Source organism: uncultured Phycicoccus sp. (assembly GCF_947495705.1).
Lineage (GTDB): Bacteria > Actinomycetota > Actinomycetes > Actinomycetales > Dermatophilaceae > Phycicoccus.
On the sequence record NZ_CANLZR010000006.1, the window covers coordinates 19,506 to 40,204 of the forward strand.

A 20,699-nucleotide genomic window follows, 5' to 3' on the forward strand; every position below is an offset into this window, starting at 1 on the left:
TACAGTGGAGAGGTGCCCCTGACCCACAGTCACCGCCCCGTCACCCAGTCGGTGACGACGGCCGCGCAGTCCCGCTCCGAGGACCAGGTGCACCGGCTGCGGCAGTACCTCGCGACGATGTCGGTGCGCACGGTGTGCTTCGTGCTCGCCATCGTCACCGACGGCTGGGTCCGCTGGGTCTTCGCGGCCGCGGCCATCCTGCTGCCCTTCTTCGCGGTCGTCGCGGCGAACGCCGTGGCCCCGCGGATCCGTGGCCGGGTGCGGCCCGTCGTCCCGGTGCGGGACGACACCCCGCAGATCACCGACCGCTTCCACCCGGACGACCCGGCGCGCTGAGGCCGCCCTCGGCCCCGGTCAGCCGCCGATGGCGGACATCGGCCGGTCGGGCTGCACGAAGTCGGGGCGGTCGATGCCGTGGCCGGCCTTCTTGGCCCACATCTCGCCGACGACGAGCGCGGCGACCTCCTCGTCGGAGGCACCATCGCGCAGCGGCCCCCGCAGGTCGATCTCGGACCGCGAGAACAGGCAGTTGCGCAGCTGGCCGTCGGCCGTCAGGCGCACCCGGTCACAGGCCGCGCAGAAGGGCGCCGACACGCTCGCGATGACGCCCACCGTCTCGGGGCCACCGTCGACGAGGAACAGCTCGGCCGGGGCGCTCCCGCGCTCCTGCACCGGCGTGAGCCGGAAACGCTCACCGAGCCGCTCGAGGATCTCGGCCTGGGACACCATCTGGGTGCGGTCCCAGGCGTGCTGGGCGTCCAGCGGCATCTGCTCGATGAAGCGCAGCGCGTACCCGCGGTCGAGGCACCACTGCAGCAGCTCGGCGACGCCGGTGTCGTTGACCCCGCGCATCGCGACCGCGTTGACCTTCACCGGGGTGAGCCCGGCGTCGGCGGCCGCCTTGAGGCCCGCCTCGACCCCGGCGAACCGGTCGCGCCGGGTGAGGTCGCGGAACTGCTGCGGGTCGACGGTGTCGAGGCTGACGTTGACCCGGTCCAGGCCGGCATCCGCCAGCGGCGCGGCGAGGCGGTCGAGGCCGATGCCGTTGGTCGTCATCGCGATCCGGGGCCGCGGCTCGAGCGCGGCGACCGCGCGCACGACGTCGACGAGGCTGCGGCGCAGCAGCGGCTCGCCCCCGGTGAGGCGGACGTTGGTGACCCCGAGGCCGACCATGACCCGCACGACCCGGACGAGCTCGTCGTCGGTGAGCATCTCGGGCTTCGGCAGCCAGTCCAGCCCCTCGGCGGGCATGCAGTACGTGCAGCGGAGGTTGCACCGGTCCGTGACCGACACGCGCAGGTCCCTCCCGACGCGGCCGAAGCGGTCGAGGAGGCGGGGTTCGGGGAGGTCGGTCATAGGAGGCCAGCGTACGACGGGTAGCGTGACGGGGTGTTGCGCCGGCTCGTATCGCCTCGATGGGTGGGTGCCCTCGTCCTCTCGGCCCTCTTCGCCGTCGCGTCCTACCACCTCGGGTACTGGCAGTACCACCGCCACGAGGCCAAGGCCGAACGCAACGCCCTGCTCGACGCCCACTACCGCGCGGACCCCGTCCCGGTCACCGAGGTCCTGACCCCCGAGGGGATCACGCCCGGCGAGGAGTGGACCCGGGTCACCGCCACCGGCAGGTACCTGGCGGGCCCGCTCTTCGCCCGCGGCCGGCCCAACGACGGCGAGGTCGGGCTGGAGGCGCTGTGGGTGTTCGCGCCCGACGCCGGCGGCCCCGACGTGCTCGTCGACCGCGGCTGGGTCCCGGCGTCCGACCGGGGCGCCAGCGTCCTGCCCGAGGTCGAGCCCGCCCCGGCGGGGCCAGTCACCGTCGTCGGGTGGGTGCGCCAGTCGGAGGAGTCGCGGGGCAAGCCGCCCTCGCCGGGGCAGATCGCCAACGTGTCGGTGCCGGACGCGGCCCAGGCCCTCGGCGCCACCGTCGCCCCCGACTACGTGCTCCTCCAGGACGAGATCCTGCCGGGCGGCTCGACCCCGCCGCGGCCGGCCGCGCTCGCCGCGCCCGACCGGAGCCTCGGCCCGCACCTGGCCTACGCCTACCAGTGGTGGATCTCCTCGGTGCTCGGGTTCGTTCTCGTCGGGTTCGGGGTGCGCCGCGAGGAGCGGCTGTCGGACCCGGTGAAGTACCCGCCGAAGCCGAAGAAGGTCCGGGTGTGGGACGAGGAGGACGCCTGAGCGGGCTCCCGCTCAGGCGGTGAGGTCGGCGGCCTGCTCGGCGAACTGGGTGCGGTAGAGGTCGGCGTAGAGGCCGCCGCGCTCGACGAGCTCGGCGTGCGTGCCGCGCTCGAGGATGCGCCCGTCGTCGACGACGAGGATCTCGTCGGCGTGCCGCACCGTGGACAGGCGGTGCGCGATGACCAGGGCGGTCCGGTCGCGCAGCGCCTCGTCGAGGGCCCGCTGCAGGGCCTGCTCGGACTCGCTGTCGAGGTGCGCGGTCGCCTCGTCGAGGACGATGAGGCCCGGGCCCTTGAGCAGCAGGCGGGCGATGGCCAGGCGCTGCTTCTCGCCGCCGGACAGCCGGTGCCCGCGGTCGCCGACGACGGTGTCCAGGCCGGACGGCAGGGAGTCGACCAGACCCCACACCTGCGCGGCGCGCAGCGCGGCCTCCATCTGCTCGTCGGTGGCCCCGGGGGCCGCGTAGTCGAGGTTGGCCCGGATCGTGTCGTGGAAGAGGTGGGCCTCCTGGGTGACGACGCCGACGGCCTCCTGGAGGGACTCGAGCGTCGCTTCGCGCAGGTCGACGCCGTTGATCCGGATGGACCCGCTCGTGGGGTCGTAGAGCCGGGCGACGAGCGAGGTGATGGTGGTCTTGCCGGCGCCGCTGGGCCCGACGAGCGCGACGAGGGAGCCGGGCTCGACCGAGAAGGAGACGTCGCGCAGGACCGGGCCGCCGGCCCGGCGGTCGCCGGAGGCAGCGGACTCGAGCGACGCCAGCGACACCTCGTCGGCGGCCGGGTAGGAGAACGAGACGCCGTCGACGTCGACCCGGACGGGCCCGGGCGGAAGCGCCCGGGCGTCCTCGGCCTCGGCGACGAGGGGCTTGAGGTCGAGGACCTCGAAGACCCGCTCGAACGAGACGAGCGCCGTCATGACGTCGACCCGGACGTTGGAGATGGCGGTGAGCGGCCCGTAGAGGCGGGCGAGCAGGGCCGCCAGCGCCAGGAGGGTGCCGACGGTGAGGGTCCCCCCGACGGCCATGACGCCGCCGACGCCGTAGATCATCGCCGTCGCGAGGGAGGCGATCATCGTGAGCGCCACGAAGAACAAGGACCGGTTGAGGGCGATCGTGACGCCGATGTCGCGGACGCGGGAGGCCCGCTCGCCGTACTCGGCGTCCTCGGTGCTCGGCCGCCCGAACAGCTTGACGAGCAGCGCGCCGGCGACGTTGAACCGCTCGTTCATCCGGGTGCCGAGGTCGGCGTTCACCGTCATCTGCTCGTGCGTGAGCGTGGCGAGGCGCCGGCCCATGAGCCGGGCCGGGATGACGAAGAACGGGACGAGGACCAGGGCGGCCAGGGTGAGCTGCCACGACAGGGTCATCATCGTGATGACGATGACGACGAGCGAGATGGCGTTGCTCACGACGTTGGACAGCACCGAGGTGAAGGCCTGCTGGGCGCCGATGACGTCGTTGCCGAGCCGCGTCACGAGGGCGCCCGTCTGGGCGCGGGTGAAGAACGCCACCGGCTGGCGCATCACGTGCCCGAACACCTCGGTGCGCAGGTCGTAGATGAGCCCCTCGCCGATGCGCGCCGAGAACCAGCGCTGGACCAGCGTCAGCGCACCCTCGACGAGGGCGAGCACCGCGACGACGATCGACAGGCGCACGACGACGCTGGAGTCCTGCGGGATGACCCCGTCGTCGATGATCGACTTGAACAGCAGCGGCACCGCGACCACGAGCATGGCGTCGAGGACGACGAGCAGCAGGAACCAGCCGATCTGACGCCGGTAGGGCCGCGCGTACTGCAGCACGCGCCGCCGGGTGCCGGGGGCGAGCCTCCGCTCGGCCACGCTGGAGTCCTTGGTCATCGAGTGCATGACCTGCCAGTTCATACTCACGTGCGGTCGGGCCTCCTGTCGGTGTCGTCCGCGTCAGTCAACCACCGCGCGCCGACAGGTGTTCCGCGCCGGCGCTGGACGCCCCCTTGTGACGCGGCGCCGCGCGGCCGAGGATGGCGGCACCATCGTTCGCACCATCGTCGACGCCGACGCCCCGGAGGCTCCCCGTGACCGACCCGCTGCGCCACAAGATCCTGCTCGACGAGGACGAGATGCCGACGCGCTGGTACAACATCCTCGCCGACCTGCCGACCCCGCCGCCGCCGCCGCTGCACCCGGGCACCGGGCAGCCCGTCGGCCCGGACGACCTCGCGGCGATCTTCCCGATGGACCTCATCGCACAGGAGGTCACCACGGAGCGCTACGTCGACATCCCCGAGGAGGTCCTCGACGTCTACCGGCTGTGGCGACCCTCGCCGCTGTACCGGGCGCACCGCCTCGAGAAGGCGCTCGGGACCCCCGCCCGGATCTACTACAAGTACGAGGGCGTCTCCCCCGCCGGGTCGCACAAGCCGAACACCGCCGTCCCGCAGGCCTACTACAACGCGAAGGCCGGCGTCCGCCGGCTCACCACCGAGACCGGCGCGGGCCAGTGGGGAACCGCCCTGGCGTTCGCCTGTGCCCAGTTCGGCCTCGAGTGCGAGGTGTGGCAGGTCCGGGCGTCCTACGACGCCAAGCCGTACCGGCGCATCATGATCGAGACCTTCGGCGGCACGGTCCACCCGAGCCCGTCGGACCTCACCGAGGCCGGGCGCGCGATCCTCGCCGCCGACCCCGACTCCCCCGGCTCGCTCGGGGTAGCGATCAGCGAGGCCGTCGAGGTCGCGGCCCAGGACCCCAGCGCCAACTACGCGCTCGGCTCGGTGCTCAACCACGTCCTCCTGCACCAGACCGTCATCGGTGAGGAGGCACTGCTCCAGCTCGCGAAGGTCGGCGAGACGGTCGACCTCATCGTCGGCTGCACCGGCGGCGGCTCGAACTTCGGCGGTCTCGTCTTCCCGTTCCTGCGCGAGAAGCTCGCCGCCGGGGGTGCCGGCCCCGTCATCCGGGCCGTGGAGCCGGCGTCGTGCCCCTCGCTGACCCAGGGCACGTACGCCTACGACTTCGGCGACGTCGCGGGGCTCACGCCGATGATGAAGATGCACACCCTCGGGCACGACTTCATCCCGGACCCGATCCACGCGGGCGGGCTGCGGTACCACGGGATGAGCCCCCTCATCAGCCACCTCTACGAGGAGCGGCTCATCGAGGCCAGCGCCAAGACCCAGAAGGACTGCTTCGCCGCCGGGGTGCTCTTCGCCCGGACCGAGGGCATCGTCCCGGCGCCGGAGCCCACGCACGCCCTCGCGGCGGCGGTCGACGAGGCCATCGCCTGCATCGAGACCGGCGAGGAGAAGGTGATCCTCACGGCGCTGTGCGGCCACGGCCACCTCGACCTGCCGGCCTACGACGCCTACCTGCGCGGCGACCTCGTCGACCACACCTGGGCCGACACCGAGCTCCAGGAGTCCGTGGCCCGGGCCCTCACCCGGCTGCCGGCCGTGCCGGGCTGACCCGCCCGGGTCGGTGCGCTCCCGGGCGCCGTCACGGTCGGCGCAGCTCGACGGTGTCCGAGAACGCCGCGCCCTCCACGGCCTCGAAGGTCGCGGTCAGCGTGTCGGGTCGCACCGTCACCGCCAGCGAGCCGTGGGCGGGGTTCTCGTTGGCCGCGCTGACCGCCCGGAAGTACGGGCGTTCCGGGTCCCCCGGCGAGGAGTCGCGCAGGGACTTCCCGCCGGTTCCGACGGTGATGAAGGTCGTGCCCCCCGACGGGGCGAGGCAGCCCGGCTCGTACCGGCCTGGCTCGATCCTCGGGCAGCCCGCCCCCAGCGCCAGCGCTGCGGAGCGCTGGTACATGTGCTCGTGGCCGGTGAGGACGAGGTCGACCCCTTCCCGGACGAGGAGGTTCGTCAGGTCGGGTCCCGGGTCGCAGTCGTACTTGCCCACCGACAGGCAGGGCTTGTGCATACCGACGACGAGCCAGGGCACGCCGGTCGCCCGGGCCGAGCGGATCGCGTCCTCGGTCCACCGGTAGTGCTCGGTGCCCTCGGCGTAGGACAGGTGGCCCTGGCCGAAGTCGAGGCCGGGCGAGACCAGAACGACCCGCACGAGGGGGCGCCCGGCCGGGAGGTCGACGTACCACTGCCGCCCGTAGTCGCCGACGAGGCCGGGCAGCCGGTTCGGGAGGCAGGCCGTGAAGGCGTCGATGACCCCGTTCGGCCCGTCGTCGTCGTGGTTCCCCGCGACGATCTGGAACGGGTACTCCGCGCCGAGCCGGTCCGTGACGAACCGGCACCACTGCGCCTCGGCCCCGGTGTCCCCGTACGACAGGTCACCGACGGCCAGGGTGAGGTCGTCCTGGCGGGCGGCGATGCTCTCGAGCACCGCGGACGCCGACCCGCCGTCCCCCACGTCCCCGAGCACCGACAGGCGCAGCTCACCGGCGGGCGGCGTGGCCGTCGGCCCGGTCGGGGCCGGCTCGGTCGGGCTCGGCACAGCGGCGGACGGCGAGGTGGGGCTCGACGACACCGCCGGGACGGGTGGGTCGGGCGCGCAGCCCACCAGCGCCGCGCCGACGACCACCGCCGCCGCGGCCCTTCCCGCTGCGGACAGCCGGGGCCCCATCCCCGGAGTATGGTCCACCGGCATGCCCCGGGGCCAGGGTGACGGTGGCGCGGGAGGCCCGTCAGGTCGGCTCGAGGCACGGCTGGGAGGCGTACCGTTCCGCCTCCTCGACGACCCGGCGCAGGGTGCGCCCGACCAGGTCCGGGTCGGCGTCGAAGCGCCGGAACCGCGGCACGACGCTCGTCTCCAGCCACCGCCACCGGTCCTCGAACCGGGTGACTCGCGGCACCGTCCGGGTCCGGACCGCACCGGAGAACCCCCGCGTGAGCGAGTACAGCGAGAAGGACGTGAAGTACCTGACCTCCTGGCGGAGACCGCGCACCTCGAACGTCGTCGTCGAGCCCATCGAGATCAGCCGGGCGAAGGTCCCGGACAGGCGGTCGAAGAGCGGCTGCACCACGGCGCGCTGCTCGTGCTGGAGCAGGGCGAGGTTCCCGGCCCAGACCAGGTCGGCGGCCGCCCGGCGCGCAGCGTCCGTGGCCGTCTCGTCCGCCAGGACCACCCGCCCCCGGTCGATCGCCTCGAAGGCCGTGAGCAGCGGCGCCCGCTCGGGATACGGGCCGAGCAGCCGCCGCAGCGTCCCGATCCCGTCCTGGGCGCCGAGATAGGCGAGGTGGACCCACACGATGTCGTCGTAGATCGCGTTGTTGACCTCGCGCATGGTGTTCGCGTCGTCGGTCAGCATCCGCCGGCGGCTCAGGCTGCGGGGAAGGTCCACGTAGCCGGTGCGGTCCGCGTCGAGGCGGAACGGGTAGAGCACGAGGCGGACGTGGTGCGACGCGATCGCGGCCATGGCCGCCCACTTGAAGTACGTGGGCTGCTGGGAGTGGAGCCAGGCGTAGCGGGAGGAGATCTCCATGTTGCGGTGGAACGTGCAGCACGGGGGGCTCAGCAGCGCGTCGGCCGCGGCCCGCCAGCCCGCCACGGTGTCCGGGGCGCCGCCCGCGAGCGTGCGGTCCACAGCTCCCACGGTCGGCCACCCTTCTCGCTGACGGGCACCACGCTCCGGGGCGCCGGACGTCCACTCCAGTCTGCGCCCCGCAGGCTCGGTCGCACCACGACCGGGTCCTTACGGTCCGCCGACGTTCAGGCCAGGGTGATGAGCTCCTTGTAGTCCGCGCCCCAGAGGTCCTCGACCCCGTCGGGCAGCAGCAGGATGCGCTCGGGCTCCAGCGCGTCCACGGCTCCCTCGTCGTGGGTGACGAGCACGACCGCGCCCTCGTAGGTGCTCAGCGCCCCGAGGATCTCGTCGCGGGAGGCCGGGTCCAGGTTGTTCGTCGGCTCGTCGAGCAGCAGGACGTTGGCCGAGGACACGACGAGCAGGGCCAGCGACAGCCGCGTCTTCTCGCCGCCGGAGAGCACCCCGGCCGGCTTGAGGGCGTCGTCACCGCTGAAGAGGAACGACCCGAGGACCTTGCGCACCTCGGTCTCGCCGAGGTCCGGCGCGGCCGACTTCATGTTCTCGAGCACGGTCCGGTCGACGTCGAGGTTCTCGTGCTCCTGGGCGTAGTAGCCGAGCTTGAGCCCGTGCCCGGGCTCGACCTGCCCGGTGTCGGGCTGGTCGACTCCGGCCAGCAGCCGCAGCAGGGTGGTCTTCCCGGCCCCGTTGAGCCCGAGGACGACGACGCGCGAGCCCCGGTCGATGGCGAGGTCGACGTCCGTGAAGACCTCGGCGGAGCCGTACGAGCGGGACAGCCCGGTGGCGCGCAGCGGGGTCTTGCCGCACGGCGAGGGCTTGGGGAAGCGGAGCCGGGCCACCTTGTCGTGGGCCCGCTCGGCCTCCAGGCCGGACATGAGCCGCTCGGCCCGCCGCGCCATGTTCTGGGCGGCCACCGTCTTGGTCGCCTTCGCGCGCATCTTGTCGGACTGCGCCATGAGGGCCGAGGCCTTCTTCTCGGCGTTGGCCCGCTCGCGCTTGCGGCGCCGCTCGTCGGTCTCGCGCTGCTGGAGGTAGGCCTTCCAGCCGAGGTTGTACTGGTCCAGCTCGCCGCGGTTGGCGTCGAGGTGGAAGACCTTGTTGACGACGACCCCCAGGAGGTCGACGTCGTGGCTGATGATGACGAGACCGCCCCTGTAGCCCTTGAGGTGGTCCCGCAACCAGACGATCGAGTCGGCGTCGAGGTGGTTCGTCGGCTCGTCGAGCAGCAGTGTCTCGGCGCCCGAGAAGAGGATGCGGGTGAGCTCGACGCGGCGCCGCTGCCCGCCGGACAGGGTGCCGATCTCCTGGTCGAGGTGCCGCTCCTCCAGGCCGAGGGCGGCCGCGATCTGCGCGGCCTCGGACTCGGCGGCGTAGCCGCCGGCGGCGGTGAACTCGGCGTCGAGCCGGCCGTAGCGGCGCATCGCGCGCTCCTGCTTCTCGCCGGTCTCGGTGGCCATCGCCTGCTCGGCGGCCCGTAGGTCGCGGACGATGGTGTCCAGGCCCCGCGCCGACAGCACCCGGTCGCGCGCCGACACGTGCAGGTCACCGGTCCTGGGGTCCTGCGGCAGGTACCCCACCTCGCCGGAGCGGGTGATGGTGCCGGCCGCCGGCTGGGTGACCCCGGCCAGGGTCTTGGTGAGGGTCGTCTTGCCCGCGCCGTTGCGACCGACGAGGCCGATCCGGTCGCCCGGGGCCACGCGGAAGGTCGCACCGTCCAGGAGCAGGCGGGAGCCCGCTCGCAGCTCGACGGAGGCAGCGGTGAGCACGGCAGGGTCCTTCGGGTCGGGGTCTGCGCACACGGACATGGGCAGCGGAGGGGCCCACCGGCGCGCGGTCCCCCCTAGTCTAAGGCGGGCCGGGGACTGCTCCGGTACGAAGGACCACGGAGGCCGCGGGATGAGCTTCAACGAGAACGTCACGCTCGACACCTCACAGGTGCGCTCGGGCGGGGGCGGGGGCGGCCCGGGCGGCCTCGTCGTGGGCGGCGGGCTCGGCGGCATCGTCCTGCTCATCGTCGCGATGATCTTCGGGATCGACCCGTCGTCCATCCCCACCGGGGGCGGCCAGCTGGACCCCGGGCAGGTCCAGGCCGGCGGTGAGCAGGACGCGAACGCGTTCTCGGAGTGCCGCACCGGGGCCGACGCCAACGCCAACGTCGAGTGCCGGGTCATCGGGACCGTCAACTCGGTGCAGGCGTTCTGGGAGGGCGAGCTCTCCCGCTCCAAGTACCGCTGGCAGCAGACCCCCACCGTCCTGTACAGCGGCTCCACCCAGTCCGGGTGTGGCACGGCGAGCAACCAGGTCGGCCCCTTCTACTGCCCCCTCGACAAGAGCGTGTACATCGACGCGAGCTTCTTCGACCTGCTCACCTCGCGGTTCGGGGCCGACGACGGCGCCCTGGCCCAGGAGTACGTCGTCGCCCACGAGTACGGGCACGCCCTCCAGGACCAGCTCGGCCTGCTCGGCCGGGCCCAGCAGGACCCCCAGGGCGCGGAGTCGGGGGCCGTCCGGATCGAGCTGATGGCGGACTGCCTCGCCGGGGTGTGGGCCCAGCACGCGAGCGCCGTGCCCGACGAGGACACCGGCACGCCCTTCCTCAAGCCGCTGACCGACGCCGACATCGCCTCCGCGCTGTCCGCGGCAGCGGCGGTCGGCGACGACAGCATCCAGGAGGCCACCTCCGGCCAGGTCAACCCGGAGTCGTGGACGCACGGGTCCTCGGAGGCCCGCCAGCAGTGGTTCATGCGCGGCTTCCAGACCGGGGACCTCAACCGGTGCGACACCTTCGCCGTCGGGTCGGTCTACGAGTGACCCTGCGGGTCACTCCTCGATGGTGACCAGGACCGCACGAGCGCGCCGGAGCGCCTCCTCGAGCACCGCGAACCTGGGGTCCGGCAGGTCGTAGAGCTCGCGCCGGGGCAGGTCCCGCAGCTCCGCGAGGCGGTCGTCCTCCAGGACGGCCTCGGCCAGGGCGCGGTCGCCCCCGAGGACGAGCCCGCGCGCCCCGCTCCCCCGCAGCAGCCGCACCGCGTGCTCGGCGACCGCACCGACGAGCTCGTCGGCCTGGTTGGCGCGTCGACGCGCGAACCGCTGCTGGCTCCACCCGCCGGCGGCGGTCCTGGACTGCACGTACCGGGTGCCCGCCTTGTGCGACGTCAGCCGGCCCCCGGCGGCCGTGCCCGTGGCGTAGCCGCCGCGCCGGACGAGCAGGAGCGCCAGCGGGTCGTGCTCGAAACGCGAGACCCCGACGACCCGCTGGGGGCCGTCGGGGTTGTTCGCGTCGAAGCGCTCGCGCCACCGGTCGTACCGCTCGGGTGCGACCTCGACGGCGCGGGTGCCCACGCTCAGATGTTGAAGCCGAGGGCGCGCAGCTGCTCGCGGCCGTCGTCGGTGATCTTGTCCGGGCCCCACGGGGGCATCCAGACCCAGTTGATGCGGTGGCCGGTGACGAGGCCCTCGAGGGTCTGCGCCACCTGGTCCTCGATGACGTCGGTCAGCGGGCAGGCCGCGGACGTGAGGGTCATGTCGATGACGGCGTGGTTCTGCGGGTCGACGGTGATCCCGTAGACGAGGCCGAGGTCGACGACGTTGATCCCGAGCTCGGGGTCGACGACGTCGCGCATGGCCTCCTCGACGTCCGCGACGTTGGCTGGCGTGGTGGTCTGGGTCACTGCTTCGCTCCTTCGGCCTGGTACAGGGCATCGGTGAACGCGGCCCACGAGAGGAGGGCGCACTTGACGCGGGCGGGGTACTTCGCGACGCCGGAGAGCGCGACGCCGTCGCCGATCTCGTCCTCGTCGCCGGGGTCCGCACCCTTGCTCGTCAGCATCCGGCGCATCGCCTCGTAGGTGGCGCGGGCGTGCGCGACGCTGCGCCCGGTGACCTCCTCGGCGAGGATCGAGGCGGAGGCGACGCTGATGGAGCAGCCCATCGAGTCGTACGAGACGTCCTCGACGACCGCGTCCGGCCCGGTGCCGGCGACGCGGACCCGCAGGGTCACCTCGTCGCCGCACGTCGGGTTGACCTGGTGGCTCTGGGCGTCGAACGGCTCGCGCAGGCCCGCCCGGACCGGGTTCTTGTAGTGGTCGAGGATCAGCTCCTGGTACAGGTCCATCAGGCCGGTACCTCCATCCCGAACATGGCCGGCACCCGGTCGAGCGCCTCGAGGAGCGCGTCGACCTCACCGGGCGTGGTGTACACGGCGAAGGACGCGCGGGTGCTGGCCGCGGCCCGCAGCGCGCGGTGCAGCGGCCACGCGCAGTGGTGACCGACCCGCACCTCGACGCCTCGGTCGTCGAGCACCTGACCGACGTCGTGGGCGTGGACCCCGTCGACGACGAAGGCGACGGCGCCACCCCGGTCGCGCAGGTCCGCAGGTCCGAGGACGCGGACCCAGGAGCGCTCGGCGAGCCCGCGCAGCAGCCGCTCGGTGAGCGCCTGCTCGTGGGCGTGCACCCGGTCCATGCCGAGGGCGCTGAGGTAGTCGCAGGCGGCCGCGAGCCCGACGGCCTGCGCCGCCACGGGCACCCCGGCCTCGAACTTCTGCGGCACCGGCGCGTACGTGGCGCCCTCCATCGTGACGGTCTCGATCATCGAGCCGCCGGTGAGGAAGACCGGCATCTGCTCGAGCAGCTCGGGCCGGCCCCAGAGGACGCCGATGCCGAGCGGGCCGAGCAGCTTGTGGCCCGAGAAGGCCAGGAGGTCGACCCCGAGGTCGGTGACGTCGACGGGCAGGTGCGGCACCGACTGGCAGGCGTCGAGCACGGTGAGCGCACCGACCGCGTGCGCCTTCGCGGCGAGCTCGCGCACCGGGTTGAGCGTGCCGAGGACGTTGGACACGTGGGTGAACGCGAAGACCTTCGTGCGCTCGGTGAGGAGGGTGTCGAGGTCGGTGAGGTCGAGCCGCCCGTCCGCGGTGACCGGGACCCAGCGCAGCGTGGCGCCGGTGCGCTTGCAGGCCTCCTGCCACGGGATGAGGTTCGCGTGGTGCTCCATCTCGGTGACGAGGACCTCGTCGCCCGGTCCCAGCGTGAACCGGTCACCGGTGCCGCCACCGCCGCCGTGCGCCCCGTTGGTGAAGGCGTAGGCGACGAGGTTGATGGCCTCGGTGGCGTTGCGGGTGAACACGATCTCGGACGCCTGCGCCCCGATGAACGCCGCGATCGTCTCGCGGGCCGACTCGTAGGCGTCGGTGCCCTCCTCGGAGAGCTGGTGCGCGCCACGGTGGACCGCGGCGTTCGTGTGCTCGTAGAAGTGCCGCTCGGCGTCCAGGACCGCGGTCGGCTTGTGCGAGGTGGCCCCGGAGTCGAGGTAGACGAGCGGGCGCCCCCCGCGCACGGTGCGCGACAGGATCGGGAAGTCGGCCCGCAGCCGGGCCAGCTCCTCGTCGGAAAGGGGGGCGGCGCTCATCAGGCCTCGGCGGGCGTGGTGAGGAAGCGGTCGTAGCCCTCGGCCTCGAGCCGGTCGGCGAGCTCGGAGCCACCCTCCTCGGCGATCCGGCCGTCGACGAAGACGTGGACGAAGTCGGGCTTGATGTAGCGCAGGATGCGCGTGTAGTGCGTGATGAGGAGGACGCCGGCGCCGGTGGTCTCCTTGGCGCGGTTGACGCCCTCGGAGACGACGCGCAGGGCGTCGACGTCGAGGCCGGAGTCGGTCTCGTCGAGGATGGCGATCTTCGGCTGGAGGAGCTCCATCTGGAGGATCTCGTGGCGCTTCTTCTCGCCGCCGGAGAAGCCCTCGTTGACGTTGCGCTCGGCGAAGACGGGGTCCATGCGCAGGTTGCCCATGGCCTCCTTGACGTCCTTGACCCAGGTGCGCAGCTTCGGGGCCTCGCCGGTGACGGCGGTCTTCGCCGTGCGGAGGAAGTTCGAGACGGTGACGCCGGGAACCTCGACGGGGTACTGCATCGCGAGGAACAGGCCGGCGCGGGCCCGCTCGTCGACCTTCATCGCGAGGACGTCCTCACCGTCGAGGGTGACGGTACCGGAGGTGATCGTGTACTTGGGGTGGCCCGCGATCGAGTACGCGAGGGTGGACTTGCCGGAGCCGTTCGGCCCCATGATGGCGTGCGTCTGGCCGGACTCGATCGTCAGGGTGACACCGCGGAGGATCTCCTTGGTGCCCTGGTCGGTGTCGACGGTGACGTGCAGGTCCTTGATCTCAAGGGTGGACATGGCAGCTCAGCTCTCTTCGGACAGGGCGACATGGACGTCGTCGCCCTCGATACGGACGGTGTGGACGGCGATGGGCTCGGTGGCGGGCAGCCCGGTGGGCCGGCCGGTGAGCAGGTCGAAGCGCGAGCCGTGCAGCCAGCACTCGAGGGTGCAGCCGTCGAGCTCGCCCTCGGACAGCGAGACGTTGGCGTGGCTGCACGTGTCGTCGACGCAGTGGACCGCGCCGTCCTCGGTGCGGACCAGGGCGACCCGGCGGCCGTGGATGTCGGCGGCCGCGGCCCCGACGGCGGGGAGCTCGTCGAGGGCGCAGACCCGCACGAATCCCTGTTCGGTCAGCTGCTCGCTCATGCGACACCTGCCGAGAGCTCGCGCTCGATGGCCTCCATGAGGTGCTCCTGCACCTCGGGGACGCCGATCCGGGCGACGACACTGGCGAAGAAGCCCCGCACGACGAGGCGCCGGGCCTCGTCCTCGGGGATACCGCGGGCCATGAGGTAGAACAGCTGCTCGTCGTCGAAGCGGCCCGTGGCCGACGCGTGCCCCGCGCCCTCGATCTCGCCGGTCTCGATCTCGAGGTTCGGCACCGAGTCGGCGCGCGCGCCGTCGGTGAGGATGAGGTTGCGGTTCAGCTCGTAGGTGTCGGTGCCCTCGGCGCTCGCCCGGATGAGGACGTCACCGACCCACACGGTGCGTGCGGTGTCGCCCTGGAGGGCGCCCTTGTACTCGACGTTGCTCCGGCAGTGCGGGGCCTCGTGGTCGACGAACAGGCGGTGCTCCAGGTGCTGGCCGGCGTCGGCGAAGTACACCCCGAGGCCCTCGAAGGACCCGCCGGGCCCGGTGTACGACGTGTTGGTGTTGAGCCGCACGACGCCGCCCCCGAGGGTGACGGCGATGTGCCGTGCGCTCGCGTCCCGGCCCACGACGACGTCGTGCTGCGCGAGGTGGTGGCTGCGGTCGTCCCACTCCTGGACGGAGACGAGCGTGACGTCGCTGCCGTCGCCCGCGAGGACGGTGAGCATCTCGGAGTAGTCGGCGACACCGGAGTGCTCGAGCACGACGGTGGCCCGGCTGAACCGGCCCACCCGCACGAGCAGGTGCCCATGGACCAGCTGCTCGGGCGCGCCCGACAGCCGGATGCGGACCGGCTCGGAGAGCTCGGTGTCGGCCGGCACGTCGACGACGGCCACGCCGCCGCTGTGCTCGGCGGCGACGACGGCGGCCCGGTCCTGGGGCTGCGGGACACCGAGGTCACGCCACTCCTGGACCGGCATCGTCGTCAGCGTGACGCCCGCGGGCAGGTCCTGGGACCAGTCCAGGCACGCACCCGTGGCCTCGTCACGGAAGAACCGGCCGAGGCGGTCGACGGGGGTGAACCGCCACTCCTCCTCGCGCCCGGCCGGGACCGGGAAGGCGGAGACGTCGAAGGACGACGTGCGTTCGGCGCGCGACTGGTCGGGGACCATCGTCGCGGCGCTGTCGGTGTGCGCCCCGTCGGCGGGGCGCTGTGGGGTCAGCAGGCTCATCGTGTGGGGTCCTCGCGAAGTATCTGGGGGAGCGGAGCGGAGCGGGTCCCACGGTCTGCGTGGGAAGAACTTCGTGGGGTGCACATCAGCCGACCGCTCCTTCCATCTGCAGCTCGATGAGTCGGTTGAGCTCAAGGGCGTACTCCATGGGGAGCTCCTTGGCGATGGGCTCGACGAAGCCGCGCACGATCATCGCCATCGCCTCCTCCTCGGTCATCCCGCGGGACATGAGGTAGAACATCTGGTCCTCGGACACCTTCGAGACCGTGGCCTCGTGGCCCATCTGGACGTCGTCCTCGCGGATGTCGACGTACGGGTAGGTGTCGGAGCGGCTGATCGTGTCGACGAGCAGGGCGTCGCACACGACCGAGCTCTTCGAGCCGGTGGCGCCCTCCAGGATCTGGACCAGCCCCCGGTACGAGGTGCGCCCGCCGCCGCGTGCGACCGACTTGCTGACGATCGAGCTCGACGTGTTGGGCGCGGCGTGGACCATCTTGGACCCGGCGTCCTGGTGCTGGCCCTCGCCCGCGAAGGCGATCGAGAGCGTCTCGCCCTTGGCGTGCTCGCCGAGGAGGAAGACCGCCGGGTACTTCATCGTGACCTTGGAGCCGATGTTGCCGTCGATCCACTCCATCGTCGCGCCCTCGGCGCACGTGGCGCGCTTGGTGACGAGGTTGTAGACGTTGTTCGACCAGTTCTGGATCGTCGTGTAGCGGACGCGGGCGTTCTTCTTCACGACGATCTCGACGACCGCGGAGTGCAGCGAGTCGGACTTGTAGATGGGCGCGGTGCAGCCCTCGACGTAGTGCACGTAGGAGCCCTCGTCGGCGATGATCAGCGTCCGCTCGAACTGGCCCATGTTCTCGGTGTTGATCCGGAAGTACGCCTGCAGCGGGATGTCGACGTGGACGCCCGGGGGTACGTAGATGAACGAGCCGCCGGACCAGACCGCGGTGTTGAGGGCGGCGAACTTGTTGTCGCCCGCGGGGATCACGGAGGTGAAGTACTCGCGGAACAGGTCCTCGTGCTCGCGCAGCCCGGTGTCGGTGTCGACGAAGATGACGCCCTTCTCCTCCAGGTCCTCACGGATCTGGTGGTAGACGACCTCGGACTCGTACTGGGCCGCGACGCCGGCGACCAGACGCTGCTTCTCGGCCTCGGGGATGCCGAGCCGGTCGTAGGTGTTCTTGATGTCCTCGGGCAGGTCCTCCCAGCTGGTGGCCTGCTTCTCGGTGGACTTCACGAAGTACTTGATGTTCTGGAAGTCGATGCCGGTGAGGTCGCTGCCCCAGGTCGGCATGGGCTTCTTCTCGAACAGCCGGAGCGACTTGTGGCGCAGGTCCTGCATCCACTGCGGCTCGCTCTTGCGGTCGGAGATGTCCTGGACGACCTCGGCGGACAGGCCCCGCCGCGCGGTCTCGCCGGCGGTGTCGCTGTCGGCCCAGCCGAACGCGTACTTCCCGAGGTCCTTCAGACCGGGGTTGAGCTCTTCGATGTGGCTCGTCATCGCGATGGCCTCTCAGTGGTGGGGGTCGGGACGAACGTGGTGCAGACGTGGTCGCCGTGGGCGAGGGTCGCCAGGCGTTGGACGTGGACGCCGAGGAGGCGGGAGAACGCCTCGGTCTCGGCCTCGCACAGCTCGGGGAACTCGGTCGCGACGTGCTGGACCGGGCAGTGACCCTGGCACAGCTGCACCCCGGTGAGCGCTGCGGGGGCGCCAGGTGTTCCCACCGGGCGGGCGGAGGCGGCGTAGCCCTCGGCGTTGAGCGCCTCGACGAGCGCGTCGGTGCGCGCCTCGGCGTCCTCGCCCGCCGCGTCGACGCGGTCGGCGAGGCGGTCCTCGAGACCGGCCATCCGCTCGACGGCGAAGGCGTGGACGGCGTCCTCGCCCCCGGTGCGGCGCAGGAAGCGCAGCGCCTCGCCGGCAAGGTCGTCGTAGCCCGAGGCGAGTGCCCGGTGGCCGGCCTCGGTGAGGACCCACACCTTGGCGGGCCGGCCCCGGCGGCGCGGCCCCCCGGCCTCGCGGGACTCCACGAGCCCGGCGGCGTGCAGGTTGTCGACGTGGCGGCGCACCGCGGTCTCGGTGAAGCCGAGGGTCTCGACGAGAGCGGTGATGCTGACCGGGCCCTCCTGGCTCACGACACGCAGCAGCCGGTCGCGGGTGCGCGACTCATCGGTGCGGGTGTCGGTATTAACCACACACCCATGTTAGGTAATTGCGGGGACGACGTCCAAGGAAGGGTGCCCTAACCGGTCGGTCCGGGTGCGTCCCGGACGCCGCTGGGCTCCGGGTCCGGCCCGTCGGCGGTGTCGTCGTCCTCGATCGAGAGGAAGACCGAGGGCATCCGCCGGCGGGGCGGGGCCACCGACTCCGCCCCGAAGACCCGCTCCCGCAGCGGCGCCGACATGACCCCCAGCGGCGCGGTGAGGACGTAGCCGTAGGCGACGACGACGAGGGTGAGGCCCGGTGCGAGGGCGAGCCCGAGGAGCACGGCGACGACGACGGCCGCGGTGCCCACGCGGGCCCGGGGCGTCTCGGGCGAGAGCAGGTTGCGGAAGGACCGGAACCGGATCGTCATGATCATGAGCAGGGCCGGCACGATGCTGACGAGCAGCGGGAACCACGCGCGCCACGGCCCGGTGCCCGGCCCCCAGTGCGGTGAGTCGAGCGCGAAGATCGTCGCGATGACGACGGCGGCCGCACCGGGCGAGGGCAGCCCGACGAAGTAGCGCTTGTCCTCGGCCGGGTCGATGGTGACGTTGAACCGCGCCAGCCGGAAGGCAGCGCACGCCAGCCAGAGGAACGCGACGAGCCAGGCCAGGATCGGCCACTCGTCCAGGGCCCAGGTGTGCACGAGCACGGCCGGGGCCACCCCGAACGAGATGAGGTCGGCGAGCGAGTCGAGCTGCAGGCCGAACGGCGATGTCGCGCCGACGAGCCGCGCCACGAAGCCGTCGGCGATGTCGAGGACGATCGACAGCGCGATGAGGACGGCGGCGGCGGTGAAATGCCCACGGAACGCGAGCAGCACCGACGCGAAGCCGCTCATCAGGTTGAACGTCGTGAACGTGCTCGGTGCGAGCAACCGGGCGCGTTCGCGCTTGGGCAGCTGGCGGAGCGAGACGACCTGGGCCCCGGTCGGCGACACGAGCCGCCAGCGGTCCAGGATCCGCCGGCGCGGGGCCGGGTCGCCGCTCACGTGGTCGCCGCCGCAGCCGAGGCGGGCCAGCGCGCGATGACGGTCTCCCCCGCGACGACCCGCTGCCCGACGGTGACGAGGAGCTCGCACTCGGGCGGGACGAAGACGTCCATCCGGGAGCCGAACTTCATGAGGCCGATGCGCTGCCCGGTGCTCAGCTCGTCGCCGGGCGCCACCCGGGTCACGACCCGGCGCGCCATGAGTCCCACGATCTGGCGCACGTGCACCCGGCGGGTCGCCCCGTCGACCTCGCGCTCGAGGGTGATCTCGGACCGCTCGTTGAGGTGCGCGCTCTCGTGCCGGTAGGCCGCGAACCAGCGGCCCGGCTTCTGCACCACCTCGGTGACCCGCCCCCCGTAGGGCGAGCGGTTCATGTGGACGTCGAAGGCCGACAGGAAGATGCTCACCTGCTGCCAGTCCCCCTCGGGAGCGACACCGTCCTGGCCGTCCCCGGCGTACATGACCTTGCCGTCGGCCGGGGAGAGCACGTCGTCGACCGGGACCGGGGTGTGGTCGGGCGTGCGGTCCGGGTCGCGGAAGAACGCGGCCACGGCCAGGGGCAGGGCTCCCAGGACGAGCGCCGCGCCGGGGCGGCGTGCGAGGAGGGCGAGGGCGGCGGGCACGGCGGCGACCGCTGTGGCGGGTCCGGCCTCCCGGTCGATGCGTGGCATGGGCCCAACCCTAGGATGAGCAGCCATGACGGTGGTGGCGGCGGTGCGCGAGCTCCGCCGCGTGTTCGGCGGGACGGTCGCGGTCGACGGCGCCGGGTGGAGCGCCGCAGCGGGCTCGGTCACCGCGGTGCTCGGCCCGAACGGGGCCGGCAAGACCACGACCATCGAGTGCCTCGAAGGCCTCCAGCGCCCCGACGCCGGGTCGGTCCGGGTCCTGGGAGCCGACCCGTGGCGGGCACCGGCCGAGCACCGCGCGCGGGTGGGGGTGATGCTCCAGGAGGGCGGGCTCCCCACGACCGCCCGCCCCCTGCCCCTGCTGGTCCATCTCGCCGCGTTGCACAACACGCCACGGTCCGTCGACGACCTCGCGGCGCGGCTCGGCATCCACGAGTTCGCCCGCACCGCGGTGCGCCGGATGTCGGGGGGTCAGCGGCAGCGGGTCGCCCTCGCCGCCGCCCTCGTCGGCACCCCCGACGTCCTCTTCCTCGACGAGCCCACGGCCGGGCTGGACCCGCACGCCCGCCTCGACGTGTGGGACCTCGTCCGCGAGGAGTCCCGGCGCGGCGCCGGGGTCGTCCTCACGACGCACTCCTTCGAGGAGGCCGAGCGGCTCGCCGACCGGGTCGTCGTGATGGCCCGCGGCCGGGTCGTCGCCGACGGCACGCTCGACGAGGTGCGCAGCGGCAGCCGGCTCGAGGATGTCTACTTCGCCCTGACCCGGGACGCCCGATGACCGCGACCCCCGCGCCGGCCCGCCGGCGCGTCCTCGCCCAGGCGCGGTTCGAGACCCGCACGCTCCTCGCCAACGGCGAACAGCTGCTCGTCTCACTCGTCCTGCCCGCCCTGGCGCTGGCCGGGCTCACCCTCGCCGCCGTGCCCGACCTGGGCCCGAGCCGTCGGGTCGACGTCGCCACGGCCGGCGCGCTCGCGCTCGCGGTCCTGTCGACGGCCTTCACCGGCCAGGCCATCGCGACCGGCTTCGACCGCCGGGCCGGCGTCCTGCGCCTGTTCGGGACGACGCCGCTCGGGCGCGGCGGGCTGCTCGCGGGGAAGGCCGTGGCGGTGCTGACGGTGCTGGCCCTCCAGGTCCTCGTCATCGGTGCGCTCGGCGCGGCGCTCGGGTGGCGACCGGACCCGGGCGGGCTGTTGCCGGCCCTCCTCGGCCTGCTGCTCGGCGCCGGCACGTTCGTCGCGCTCGCGCTGCTCCTCGCCGGGACGGTCCGCGCGGAGGCGGTCCTCGCCCTCGCGAACCTCGCGTGGATCCTGCTGCTGGGCCTCGGCGTGCTCCTGCCGACCGCCGAGCTGCCGGACGCCCTGGGGGGCGTGGCCCGGGCGCTGCCGTCCGGGGCGCTCGGGGACGCGGTGCGCGCCTCGCTGCTCGACGGGACCTGGCCCTGGCAGCAATGGCTCGTCCTGACGGCCTGGGGCCTCGCGGCCGCAGCAGCCGCCGGCCGCTGGTTCCGCTGGTCCGGCTGAGGCGGAGC

22 protein-coding genes are annotated in these 20,699 nt (G+C 72.8%); 6 read left to right on the forward strand and 16 right to left on the reverse strand.

Annotated features, from left to right (window positions below):
• Positions 1-12 precede the first annotated feature (12 nt).
• Positions 13-336, forward strand: coding sequence for a DUF3099 domain-containing protein (locus Q0963_RS10025; protein WP_299445318.1), 324 nt, complete (start codon positions 13-15; stop codon positions 334-336).
• Between the two features lie 18 nt (positions 337-354).
• Here the strand turns inward: Q0963_RS10025 and moaA are convergent, their stop codons facing one another.
• Positions 355-1,356 carry a GTP 3',8-cyclase MoaA gene (moaA, locus tag Q0963_RS10030; protein WP_299445319.1) on the reverse strand — a complete coding sequence of 334 codons (1,002 nt, stop codon included), beginning with the start codon at positions 1,354-1,356 and terminating at the stop codon, positions 355-357.
• A 63-nt stretch (positions 1,357-1,419) separates the two neighbouring features.
• Here moaA and Q0963_RS10035 point away from each other — a divergent pair, with 63 nt between their 5' ends.
• Positions 1,420-2,178, forward strand: coding sequence for an SURF1 family protein (locus Q0963_RS10035; RefSeq protein WP_299445320.1), 759 nt, complete (start codon positions 1,420-1,422; stop codon positions 2,176-2,178).
• A gap of 12 nt (positions 2,179-2,190) precedes the next feature.
• On the opposite strand, the gene Q0963_RS10040 is transcribed toward Q0963_RS10035, so the two are convergent.
• Positions 2,191-4,059 carry an ABC transporter ATP-binding protein gene (locus Q0963_RS10040; RefSeq protein WP_299445601.1) on the reverse strand — a complete coding sequence of 623 codons (1,869 nt, stop codon included), beginning with the start codon at positions 4,057-4,059 and terminating at the stop codon, positions 2,191-2,193.
• Positions 4,060-4,232: 173 nt separating this feature from the next.
• Here Q0963_RS10040 and Q0963_RS10045 point away from each other — a divergent pair, with 173 nt between their 5' ends.
• On the forward strand, positions 4,233-5,618 hold the full coding sequence (locus tag Q0963_RS10045) for a TrpB-like pyridoxal phosphate-dependent enzyme (protein ID WP_299445321.1): 1,386 nt from the start codon (positions 4,233-4,235) through the stop codon (positions 5,616-5,618).
• Between the two features lie 31 nt (positions 5,619-5,649).
• On the opposite strand, the gene Q0963_RS10050 is transcribed toward Q0963_RS10045, so the two are convergent.
• The 3 genes from Q0963_RS10050 to Q0963_RS10060 all read right to left on the reverse strand — a co-directional run bounded on the left by Q0963_RS10050 (position 5,650) and on the right by Q0963_RS10060 (position 9,414).
• Positions 5,650-6,729: a metallophosphoesterase gene (locus Q0963_RS10050; protein ID WP_299445322.1), complete on the reverse strand. Its 1,080-nt coding sequence runs from the start codon at positions 6,727-6,729 to the stop codon at positions 5,650-5,652.
• A gap of 61 nt (positions 6,730-6,790) precedes the next feature.
• The gene (locus tag Q0963_RS10055; RefSeq protein ID WP_299445323.1) at positions 6,791-7,690 is read right to left on the reverse strand and encodes a DUF2515 family protein; all 900 of its coding nucleotides are present in this window, start codon (positions 7,688-7,690) and stop codon (positions 6,791-6,793) included.
• Positions 7,691-7,815: 125 nt separating this feature from the next.
• A complete protein-coding gene (locus tag Q0963_RS10060; protein WP_299445324.1) occupies positions 7,816-9,414 on the reverse strand; it encodes an ABC-F family ATP-binding cassette domain-containing protein in 1,599 nt (532 codons plus the stop codon).
• A 130-nt stretch (positions 9,415-9,544) separates the two neighbouring features.
• On the opposite strand from Q0963_RS10060, the gene Q0963_RS10065 reads away from it, so the two are divergent.
• Entirely contained in the window at positions 9,545-10,459 is a 915-nt protein-coding gene (locus Q0963_RS10065) for a neutral zinc metallopeptidase (protein WP_299445325.1), read from the forward strand.
• A 9-nt stretch (positions 10,460-10,468) separates the two neighbouring features.
• Here Q0963_RS10065 and Q0963_RS10070 read toward each other — a convergent pair whose 3' ends face one another.
• From Q0963_RS10070 to Q0963_RS10120, 11 genes are all read right to left on the reverse strand, one after another.
• Complete coding sequence (locus Q0963_RS10070; RefSeq protein WP_299445326.1) at positions 10,469-10,990, reverse strand: acVLRF1 family peptidyl-tRNA hydrolase; 522 nt, start codon at positions 10,988-10,990, stop codon at positions 10,469-10,471.
• 2 nt (positions 10,991-10,992) lie between these two features.
• Entirely contained in the window at positions 10,993-11,319 is a 327-nt protein-coding gene (locus Q0963_RS10075; RefSeq protein WP_299445327.1) for a metal-sulfur cluster assembly factor, read from the reverse strand.
• On the reverse strand, positions 11,316-11,762 hold the full coding sequence (gene sufU / locus Q0963_RS10080) for a Fe-S cluster assembly sulfur transfer protein SufU (RefSeq protein ID WP_299445329.1): 447 nt from the start codon (positions 11,760-11,762) through the stop codon (positions 11,316-11,318). The genes Q0963_RS10075 and sufU overlap by 4 nt, the downstream gene beginning before the upstream one ends.
• A complete protein-coding gene (locus tag Q0963_RS10085) occupies positions 11,762-13,057 on the reverse strand; it encodes a SufS family cysteine desulfurase (RefSeq protein ID WP_299445331.1) in 1,296 nt (431 codons plus the stop codon). The genes sufU and Q0963_RS10085 overlap by 1 nt, the downstream gene beginning before the upstream one ends.
• Positions 13,057-13,821, reverse strand: a complete 765-nt coding sequence (gene sufC, locus Q0963_RS10090) for a Fe-S cluster assembly ATPase SufC (RefSeq protein ID WP_299445333.1) — start codon at positions 13,819-13,821, stop codon at positions 13,057-13,059. Before sufC ends, Q0963_RS10085 begins: the two co-directional genes overlap by 1 nt.
• 6 nt (positions 13,822-13,827) lie before the next feature.
• Entirely contained in the window at positions 13,828-14,169 is a 342-nt protein-coding gene (locus Q0963_RS10095) for a non-heme iron oxygenase ferredoxin subunit (RefSeq protein WP_299445334.1), read from the reverse strand.
• The gene (sufD, locus tag Q0963_RS10100; RefSeq protein ID WP_299445335.1) at positions 14,166-15,344 is read right to left on the reverse strand and encodes a Fe-S cluster assembly protein SufD; all 1,179 of its coding nucleotides are present in this window, start codon (positions 15,342-15,344) and stop codon (positions 14,166-14,168) included. The genes Q0963_RS10095 and sufD overlap by 4 nt, the downstream gene beginning before the upstream one ends.
• A gap of 85 nt (positions 15,345-15,429) precedes the next feature.
• Entirely contained in the window at positions 15,430-16,851 is a 1,422-nt protein-coding gene (gene sufB / locus Q0963_RS10105) for a Fe-S cluster assembly protein SufB (protein WP_299445337.1), read from the reverse strand.
• Positions 16,848-17,543, reverse strand: a complete 696-nt coding sequence (locus Q0963_RS10110; protein WP_299445338.1) for a metalloregulator ArsR/SmtB family transcription factor — start codon at positions 17,541-17,543, stop codon at positions 16,848-16,850. Before Q0963_RS10110 ends, sufB begins: the two co-directional genes overlap by 4 nt.
• Positions 17,544-17,590: 47 nt before the next feature.
• Entirely contained in the window at positions 17,591-18,544 is a 954-nt protein-coding gene (gene pssA, locus Q0963_RS10115; protein ID WP_299445339.1) for a CDP-diacylglycerol--serine O-phosphatidyltransferase, read from the reverse strand.
• Positions 18,541-19,215, reverse strand: a complete 675-nt coding sequence (locus Q0963_RS10120) for a phosphatidylserine decarboxylase (RefSeq protein ID WP_299445340.1) — start codon at positions 19,213-19,215, stop codon at positions 18,541-18,543. Before Q0963_RS10120 ends, pssA begins: the two co-directional genes overlap by 4 nt.
• 25 nt (positions 19,216-19,240) lie before the next feature.
• Here Q0963_RS10120 and Q0963_RS10125 point away from each other — a divergent pair, with 25 nt between their 5' ends.
• Both Q0963_RS10125 and Q0963_RS10130 read left to right on the forward strand, forming a co-directional pair.
• Positions 19,241-19,948: an ABC transporter ATP-binding protein gene (locus tag Q0963_RS10125; protein WP_299445341.1), complete on the forward strand. Its 708-nt coding sequence runs from the start codon at positions 19,241-19,243 to the stop codon at positions 19,946-19,948.
• Positions 19,945-20,691 (forward strand): ABC transporter permease, encoded by a 747-nt coding sequence (locus Q0963_RS10130; protein ID WP_299445342.1) that lies wholly within the window; start codon positions 19,945-19,947, stop codon positions 20,689-20,691. The genes Q0963_RS10125 and Q0963_RS10130 overlap by 4 nt, the downstream gene beginning before the upstream one ends.
• The last annotated feature ends 8 nt before the right edge of the window (positions 20,692-20,699 follow it).

Excerpts from the sequence above, each read along its gene's own strand:
- Q0963_RS10085 (WP_299445331.1), bottom strand. The coding sequence starts at position 13,057 with ATGAGCGCCGCCCCCCTTTCCGACGAGGAGCTGGCCCGGCTGCGGGCC.
- sufC (WP_299445333.1), bottom strand. The coding sequence starts at position 13,821 with ATGTCCACCCTTGAGATCAAGGACCTGCACGTCACCGTCGACACCGAC.
- Q0963_RS10125 (WP_299445341.1), top strand. The coding sequence starts at position 19,241 with ATGACGGTGGTGGCGGCGGTGCGCGAGCTCCGCCGCGTGTTCGGCGGG.
- Q0963_RS10065 (WP_299445325.1), top strand. The coding sequence starts at position 9,545 with ATGAGCTTCAACGAGAACGTCACGCTCGACACCTCACAGGTGCGCTCG.
- Q0963_RS10050 (WP_299445322.1), bottom strand. The coding sequence starts at position 6,729 with ATGGGGCCCCGGCTGTCCGCAGCGGGAAGGGCCGCGGCGGCGGTGGTC.
- sufU (WP_299445329.1), bottom strand. The coding sequence starts at position 11,762 with ATGGACCTGTACCAGGAGCTGATCCTCGACCACTACAAGAACCCGGTC.
- sufB (WP_299445337.1), bottom strand. The coding sequence starts at position 16,851 with ATGACGAGCCACATCGAAGAGCTCAACCCCGGTCTGAAGGACCTCGGG.
- Q0963_RS10130 (WP_299445342.1), top strand. The coding sequence starts at position 19,945 with ATGACCGCGACCCCCGCGCCGGCCCGCCGGCGCGTCCTCGCCCAGGCG.
- Q0963_RS10120 (WP_299445340.1), bottom strand. The coding sequence starts at position 19,215 with ATGCCACGCATCGACCGGGAGGCCGGACCCGCCACAGCGGTCGCCGCC.
- Q0963_RS10040 (WP_299445601.1), bottom strand. The coding sequence starts at position 4,059 with ATGAACTGGCAGGTCATGCACTCGATGACCAAGGACTCCAGCGTGGCC.
- sufD (WP_299445335.1), bottom strand. The coding sequence starts at position 15,344 with ATGAGCCTGCTGACCCCACAGCGCCCCGCCGACGGGGCGCACACCGAC.
- Q0963_RS10095 (WP_299445334.1), bottom strand. The coding sequence starts at position 14,169 with ATGAGCGAGCAGCTGACCGAACAGGGATTCGTGCGGGTCTGCGCCCTC.
- moaA (WP_299445319.1), bottom strand. The coding sequence starts at position 1,356 with ATGACCGACCTCCCCGAACCCCGCCTCCTCGACCGCTTCGGCCGCGTC.